This window comes from Pseudomonas fluorescens (genome assembly GCF_902497895.1).
In the GTDB taxonomy this organism is placed as follows: Bacteria; Pseudomonadota; Gammaproteobacteria; order Pseudomonadales; family Pseudomonadaceae; genus Aquipseudomonas; species Aquipseudomonas fluorescens_BP.
Window position 1 is genome coordinate 1 of record NZ_CABVHQ010000120.1, and the last position, 6,906, is coordinate 6,906.

The 6,906-nt window shown below is 60.3% G+C and carries 7 protein-coding genes; 2 read left to right on the plus strand and 5 right to left on the minus strand.

Annotated features, from left to right (window positions below):
- The first annotated feature begins 259 nt into the window (after positions 1 to 259).
- The gene (gene arfB, locus F8N21_RS29475; RefSeq protein ID WP_150645479.1) at positions 260 to 673 is read left to right on the plus strand and encodes an alternative ribosome rescue aminoacyl-tRNA hydrolase ArfB; all 414 of its coding nucleotides are present in this window, start codon (positions 260 to 262) and stop codon (positions 671 to 673) included.
- Here the strand turns inward: arfB and F8N21_RS29480 are convergent.
- The 5 genes from F8N21_RS29480 to phhA form a co-directional block, all read right to left on the minus strand.
- Positions 670 to 1,884 carry an MFS transporter gene (locus F8N21_RS29480; protein WP_150645480.1) on the minus strand — a complete coding sequence of 405 codons (1,215 nt, stop codon included), beginning with the start codon at positions 1,882 to 1,884 and terminating at the stop codon, positions 670 to 672. The genes arfB and F8N21_RS29480 overlap by 4 nt on opposite strands.
- Positions 1,885 to 2,020: 136 nt before the next feature.
- Positions 2,021 to 2,203: a hypothetical protein gene (locus F8N21_RS29485; RefSeq protein ID WP_150645481.1), complete on the minus strand. Its 183-nt coding sequence runs from the start codon at positions 2,201 to 2,203 to the stop codon at positions 2,021 to 2,023.
- A 556-nt stretch (positions 2,204 to 2,759) separates the two neighbouring features.
- Entirely contained in the window at positions 2,760 to 3,953 is a 1,194-nt protein-coding gene (locus tag F8N21_RS29490; protein WP_150645482.1) for an amino acid aminotransferase, read from the minus strand.
- Entirely contained in the window at positions 3,953 to 4,309 is a 357-nt protein-coding gene (locus F8N21_RS29495; RefSeq protein WP_150645483.1) for a 4a-hydroxytetrahydrobiopterin dehydratase, read from the minus strand. The genes F8N21_RS29490 and F8N21_RS29495 overlap by 1 nt, the downstream gene beginning before the upstream one ends.
- A 105-nt stretch (positions 4,310 to 4,414) precedes the next feature.
- Positions 4,415 to 5,200 (minus strand): phenylalanine 4-monooxygenase, encoded by a 786-nt coding sequence (phhA, locus tag F8N21_RS29500; RefSeq protein WP_150645484.1) that lies wholly within the window; start codon positions 5,198 to 5,200, stop codon positions 4,415 to 4,417.
- 549 nt (positions 5,201 to 5,749) lie between these two features.
- On the opposite strand from phhA, the gene F8N21_RS29510 reads away from it, so the two are divergent.
- A partial coding sequence (locus F8N21_RS29510) for a sigma-54-dependent transcriptional regulator (RefSeq protein WP_150645485.1) occupies positions 5,750 to 6,906 on the plus strand: 1,157 nt, incomplete at its 3' end.

Below are 6,906 nucleotides of genomic sequence, written 5' to 3' on the forward strand. Positions count from 1 at the left end.
TTACGACTGCTGCGCAGCCGAGCGGGGGCAAGCCCCCTCGCCACAGTATTTGGCAGCCCTTAAAAGATGTGTAGATACCTATGCCCTCTGGGGAGAGGGTTGGGGTGAGGGGTGGATTTCGAACCTGGAGAACAATCTGAAGCGCTCCTCGCAAAAATGCTGCTTAACTGACCGGCATTGGAGCTTGCTCGCGATAGGGCTCGTCCAGTCAGCGCATCATTCGCGGTATCCTGAACGCCCTGACTCCGGACCCTTTTCCATGCTGGTGATTTCCAACAATGTGCAGCTGCCCGATGCCGAGATCGAGTTGACCGCCATTCGCGCCCAGGGTGCCGGTGGCCAGAACGTCAACAAGGTCTCGAGTGCCATGCACCTGCGCTTCGACATTCCGGCCTCATCCCTGCCGCCGTTCTATAAGGAGCGGCTGCTGGCGCTGCGCGACAGTCGCATCACCAGCGAAGGGGTGTTGATCATCAAGGCCCAGCAGTACCGGACTCAGGAGCAGAACCGCGCCGACGCACTGGAGCGTCTAGTGGAGTTGATCCTCAGCGCCACCAAGGTCGAAAAGAAGCGCCGCCCGACCAAGCCGACCCTGGGCTCGAAGACCCGTCGGCTGGAATCCAAGACTAAACGCGGGTCGATCAAGGCCGGGCGCGGCAAGGTCGACTTCTAGCTCGCTTGGCGTTCTTCCCGGTACCTTTCCTTGAGGTGCTGCGGCGCCTGCCGGTACAAATAGAAGCTGAGCAGCAGACCGGCCAGGGCGGCCAGCGCGGCAAACAGAAAGATCGAGGCAAAGCCGAAACCGGCGGCAATGGCCCCGGCCAGCGGCCCGGTGATCCCCAGGGACAAATCGATAAACAGTGAATAGGCGCCGACCGCTGCACCGCGGCTGGAGGCGGGTACCAGGTTCACCGCTTCCACCCCCAGCGCCGGGAACACCAGGGAGAAACCGAAGCCGCTTAACGCCGCACCGGCCAGCGCCCAGTTCGCGTCAGGGGCCAGCCACAGCAGCAACAGCCCCAGGGTTTCCACCGCCAGGCAGGCAATCGCCACCCGAAACCCGCCGAGGCGATTGATCAGGTTGCCGAACAACAGTCGCGCGCCAATGAAGCTGGCACCGAACAGGCTCAGGCACAACACGGCGTTGGACCAATGCTGAGTGGCGTAATACAAGGTGATGAAGGTGGCGATGGTGCCGAATCCGATCGAGCCCAGCGCCAGACCGCACCCGTGGGGCAGCACGCGGCCCAGTACATGCATGAACGGCAGGCGTTCACCGACGACAATCGGGGCAGCGGTTTTCGGCCAGGCCAGCACCAGGCCAAGTGCCGCCAGCAGCAGAATGCTCACGCCCATGCTCCACAGTCCCCATTGATTGACCAGCAGCACTCCCAGCGGTGCACCGATGGCTAATGCGCCGTAACTGGCGATGCCGTTCCAGGAGATGACCTTGGCGGTGTTTGCCGCGCCGACCCGGCCAATGCCCCAGCCGATCGAACCGGAGCCCACCAGGCTTTCCGCGCTACCAAGCACCAGGCGGCCAATCAACAGGCTGATCACGCTCAACGTCGGCAGGCTTTGGGTCCAGGCCGAAATCAGCATGAACACACCACTCAAGCCGCAACCGGCGAGACCGTACATGACCGCCAGTTTGCTGCCCTTGTTGTCGATGATGCGCCCGGCATAAGGCCGGCTCAGCAGGGTAGCCAGGTACTGCACACTGATCACCAGCCCGGCGATCACCGCGCCAAAGCCCAGGTCGCTGTGCACATAACCCGGCAACACGGCCAGGGGAATGCCGATGTTCAGGTAGCCGATGAAAGTGAAAAGTACGATGGAAACGACTTGCAGCGTGACCGCCATGGGGTGCTGGGTATCTGGCATGGGTAGAGGTCCACTGGCGCAGCAGGATAGATAGGCTGCTTATGATACCGGTGGTTGTGGCGATACAGGGCGGGAAAAAGAAAAACTATCGCGCCGACCCGAAGTGGCGGTAACGAATGAATTCAAGGAAGGGAAATCAGGATTTGCCGGGAGCCAGCAATTGCGTGGTGACCAGAGCGGCCAGGGCATTTTCCTGGTTGCCGAAACGCGCCAGCAGGGTGGCCTGTTTCTCCGGGCTGAGGCGATTCCAGACCTCGATCATCTTTTCAGCAGTGCCGATCAGCACGCTGGCTTGGGTTTCGCTGAAGCTGTCGGTCATGGTTCGTCTCTGGAGACTGGTATTCAGGCTGTGTGGAAAGCGCATCATTTAGCGCTTTCCACACGGTCTGGGTAGTTCACTCAGTCTTCGCTATCAGCCTTGAGGCGGTCAACTGATTCATTCGGCTCGGGCTGTTGGGCACCGGCTTGTTGTGGGGTTGTCTGCTCAGTCTCGTGCAGGCTTGGGAAGGGGAGATTAGGTATCTCATGCATCGTCGTCGCTCCTCGCAAGGTCTGTTTTTATATCGCTGGTAAATCCGCGATGTTAAAAAAGCTTGTAGAGGATACAGCAGTGGAAATGGCAAAAAGCCTTTTATATCCGATTGTTGCGACGGACGGGGTTGTATAGACAAGCGAAGGAGGGATGAATTTAAAGGCGATTTCATCGCATTCCCCGTAGCAGCTGCCGAAGGCTGCGTCCGGCCGCGTAGCGGTCGTAAACCCTTTCGCCACGGTCATTCTGGAGCACCGCGGCGTTTGGCTTTACGGTTGCTTCGCAGCCGAACGCAGCCTCGCAGGCTCGGCAGCTGCTACGGACCGCGTGGTGGCTTGATTGGTTACGCGCAGACTTCGGCAATCGCCTCGGCCAGCAAATCCAGGCGCGTCGCATCGATACCAGCGACGTTCGCCCGGCCGCTGCTGACCATGTACACGCTGTGGTTTTCCCGCAGGCGCTGCACCTGGGTCGGTGTCAGGCCGGTGTAGGAAAACATTCCGCGTTGCACCCCGATGTGCGCAAAGCGCTCGCCAAGGCCGTGAGGGCCAAGGGCTTCCACCAGGCCTGAGCGCAGTTGCGCGATACGCAGGCGCATGGCTTCGACTTCATCGGCCCAGAGGCTTTTCAGCTCTGGATCGCCAAGGATGGTCGCGACCACTGCTGCACCGTGATCCGGTGGAGTCGACCACAGGTTACGGGCAACAAACGCCAGTTGGCTGCGGATATCCAGGAGCTTCTCGGCATTCGCCGCGCAAACGATCAGCGCGCCGGTACGATCGCTGTACAGGCCGAAGTTTTTCGAGCAGGAACTGGTGATCAGCAGCTCGGGCAGTGCGTGGGCGAACAGTCGCACCGCCCAGGCGTCCTGCTCCAGGCCGTCGCCGAAGCCCTGATAAGCGAAGTCGATCAGCGGCAGCAGCTCGCGGCTGCGGACGATCTCCAGCACCCGACGCCAGTCATCATGGGACAGGTCGAACCCGGTAGGGTTATGACAGCAGGCGTGCAGCAACACCACGTCGCCCTTGGGCACCTGGTTCAAGGTCGCCAGCATCCCTTCGACGTCGAGGCGGTTATCGCTGCCGACATAGGGGTAGTGGCTGACCTTGAGGCCGGCCGCGGCATAAATGGTTTCGTGAATCGGCCAGGTCGGGTTGCTCAGCCAGATCCCGCGGCCGGGCAGGCAGCGGACGATGAAATCGGCGCTCAGGCGCAAGGCACCGGTGCCGCCCGGGGTCTGGGTGGCGCCGGCCCGTTGCTCGGCAATCAGCTCGGAGTCCGCGCCCAGCACCAGGTCATTGATGACCTTGCCGAACGCCGCGTCGCCGTGGCCACCGATGTAGGTCTTGGTGGTTTGCTGTTCAACCAGCCGTTGTTCGGCCAGTTTCACCGCCTGAAGAATCGGCGTCAGGCCCTGGGCGTCTTTGTAGACGCCCACGCCGAGGTCGAACTTGCGCGGGTTCGAATCCAGCGCATAGGCCTCCATCAGGCCGAGAATCGGGTCGCCGGGCACTCGGCCGATGGCATCGAAATGCATTATTTGCGGCCCTCGGCGTCCTTGGCCACTTGGTCAGTGCGTGCGGCCATGATGAAGTCGTTGCGGTGCAGGCCTTTGATCGAGTGGCTCCACCAGGTCACGGTGACTTTGCCCCACTCGGTGAGCAGGCCTGGGTGATGACCTTCGGCCTCGGAGATTTCACCGACGGCGTTGGTAAACGCCAAGGCGTGCTTGAAGTTCTTGAACAGGAAAACTTTTTCCAGCTGCATCACGCTGTCGCGAACTTCGATGTTCCAGTCAGGGATCTGCTTGATCAGTACCGGCAGTTCTTCGTCGCTGACTTGTGGAGCATCGGCGCGGCAGGCTTCGCAATGGGCTTGGTTCAATGTGGACATGATGGGTTCCTGAAATCGAGTGTTTGGAAAAACGGTCGTCAGTGGGGCCACGCTAAAGCAAAGCATCGGCCCGTAACAGACTCACCTGATGCCAAAAGGCGCGGGTCACGCCGCTTTTGGCGGAAACTTGGGAGCGCGCAACCCCAACTGCATACCTTGCTTGACCATGCCCATGATGTCTTCGTGGGCCAGATCGAACAGGCGCTTGAGGTTCGGCAGGACAAAGTACAGCGGTTGCAGGATGTCGATGCGGTACGGCGTGCGCATGCATTCCAGCGGATCGAACGCCTGATGTTCCGGCTCATCCGACAGGCTGTACACGGTTTCCTTGGGCGAGGACAGGATGCCGCCGCCGTAGATGCGCTGGCCTTCGGGAGTGTCGACCAGGCCGAACTCGATGGTCATCCAGTACAGCCGCGCCAGGTAGACCCGCTCCTCTTTCGAGGCTTGCAGGCCCAGCTTGCCGTAGGTATGGGTGAATTCGGCGAACCAGGGGTTGGTCAGCAGCGGACAGTGGCCGAAGATCTCGTGGAAAATGTCCGGCTCTTGCAGGTAATCCAGCTCTTCGCGGGTCCGAATAAAGGTCGCCACCGGAAACTGCTTGTTGGCCAGCAATTCGAAAAAGGTCTGGAAGGGAATCAGCGCCGGCACCCGGGCAACTTGCCAGCCGGTCGTGGCGGCCAGCACTTCGTTGATTTCGCCGAGTTGTGGAATGCGGTCGTGAGGCAGGCCGAGTTTTTCGATGCCGTCCAGGTATTCCTGGCACGCACGACCCTCGAGCACTTTCAGTTGACGAGTGATCAGCGTGTTCCACACCGCATGTTCTTCTGCGGGGTAGTCGATAAAACCTTGCGCATCGGGCTCGCGAGCCACGTAGTGCGTCTGCTTCATGCTGCTCTCCTGCTAGGGGATTACGTTCTTGTTTTATGTCCAGCTATGTCCATATAGATAACTCAAGGCGGAAGCAGTTGCAGTACCTGCGCAGGAGAACGAGTAGGAGTTTTCCCTGTTTTTCGTAAAGTTTTCGTTACGGAATGACTCTGATCTCGCACGCATTGCGATTTTCCGGTTTGAAAAGCCCTACAGCTGTCACATAATCTTGACGACTATCTGAGCCCGACTGCAAAAAAAGTGGCGGGCTTTGCCTTAATGCCGGTTAGTTAATGGAAATCTAAAGCCTGGCGCGCACTTGTGGCGAGGGGGCTTGCCCCCGTTCGGCTGCGCAGCAGTCGTAAAGTCGGCAAGCACGGTGTGCCTGAAACAATGCGTTTGCAGGTTTTAGGGCCGCTGCGCAGCCCAGCGGGGGCAAGCCCCCTCGCCACAGGTTTGCGTTCGACGCGCCTTTTCCTTAACAGACAGGCATTGGGTTTTACCTGCGCAAGCGTCACGAGCGTTTGTTCAGGGGGTTCTCGACCTTCCAATAAAATTCCGGACCTTTATATGCGCATCAAAGTCCACTGCCAGAACCGCATCGGTATCTTGCGCGACATTCTCAACCTGCTGGTGGAGTACGGGATCAACGTCGCCCGCGGCGAAGTCGGCGGCGAGCATGGCAATGCGATCTACCTGCATTGCCCGAACCTGATCAACATCCAGTTCCAGGCACTGCGGCCGAAATTCGAGGCAATCAACGGTGTGTTCGGGGTCAAGCGCGTCGGGCTGATGCCCAGCGAGCGCCGGCATATGGAGCTCAACGCCTTGCTGGGTGCGCTGGAGTTTCCGGTGTTGTCCATCGATATGGGCGGCTCGATCGTGGCGGCCAACCGTGCCGCCGCCCAGTTACTCGGGGTGCGGGTCGATGAGGTGCCGGGGATTCCGCTGTCGCGCTATGCCGAAGATTTTGATTTGCCGGAGTTGGTTCGTACCAATAAATCGCGGATCAATGGCTTGCGGGTCAAGGTCAAGGGCGATGTGTTTCTGGCCGATATCGCGCCGCTGCAATCGGAGCATGACGACAGCGAGGCTATGGCCGGTGCGGTGCTGACGCTGCATCGGGCGGATCGGGTCGGCGAGCGTATCTACAATGTGCGCAAGCAGGAGCTGCGCGGCTTCGACAGCATCTTCCAGAGCTCGAAAGTCATGGCCGCGGTGGTTCGCGAAGCACGGCGCATGGCACCGCTGGATGCGCCGCTGCTGATCGAAGGCGAGACCGGCACCGGCAAAGAGTTGCTGGCGCGCGCGTGCCACCTGGCCAGCCCGCGTGGGCAGTCACCGTTGATGGCGCTCAACTGCGCCGGGTTGCCCGAGTCGATGGCCGAGACCGAGTTGTTCGGGTATGGCCCCGGTGCTTTCGAAGGCGCGCGGGCCGAAGGCAAGCTCGGTCTGCTGGAGCTGACGGCCGGGGGCACGCTGTTCCTCGATGGGGTGGGGGAGATGAGCCCGCGTTTGCAGGTCAAATTGCTGCGCTTTCTGCAGGATGGTTGTTTCCGCCGGGTCGGCAGTGATGAAGAGGTTTATCTGGATGTACGGGTGATCTGCGCGACCCAGGTCGATCTATCGGAGCTGTGTGCTCGCGGTGAATTCCGTCAGGACCTTTACCATCGGCTTAATGTGTTGTCCTTGCATATCCCGCCGCTGCGCGAATGCCTGGATGGTTT

Coding starts and splice junctions, on each gene's coding strand:
- phhA (WP_150645484.1), bottom strand. CDS start 5,200: ATGAAGCAGACGCACTACGTGGCTCGCGAGCCCGATGCGCAAGGTTTT.
- F8N21_RS29490 (WP_150645482.1), bottom strand. CDS start 3,953: ATGCATTTCGATGCCATCGGCCGAGTGCCCGGCGACCCGATTCTCGGC.
- arfB (WP_150645479.1), top strand. CDS start 260: ATGCTGGTGATTTCCAACAATGTGCAGCTGCCCGATGCCGAGATCGAG.
- F8N21_RS29495 (WP_150645483.1), bottom strand. CDS start 4,309: ATGTCCACATTGAACCAAGCCCATTGCGAAGCCTGCCGCGCCGATGCT.
- F8N21_RS29485 (WP_150645481.1), bottom strand. CDS start 2,203: ATGACCGACAGCTTCAGCGAAACCCAAGCCAGCGTGCTGATCGGCACT.
- F8N21_RS29480 (WP_150645480.1), bottom strand. CDS start 1,884: ATGCCAGATACCCAGCACCCCATGGCGGTCACGCTGCAAGTCGTTTCC.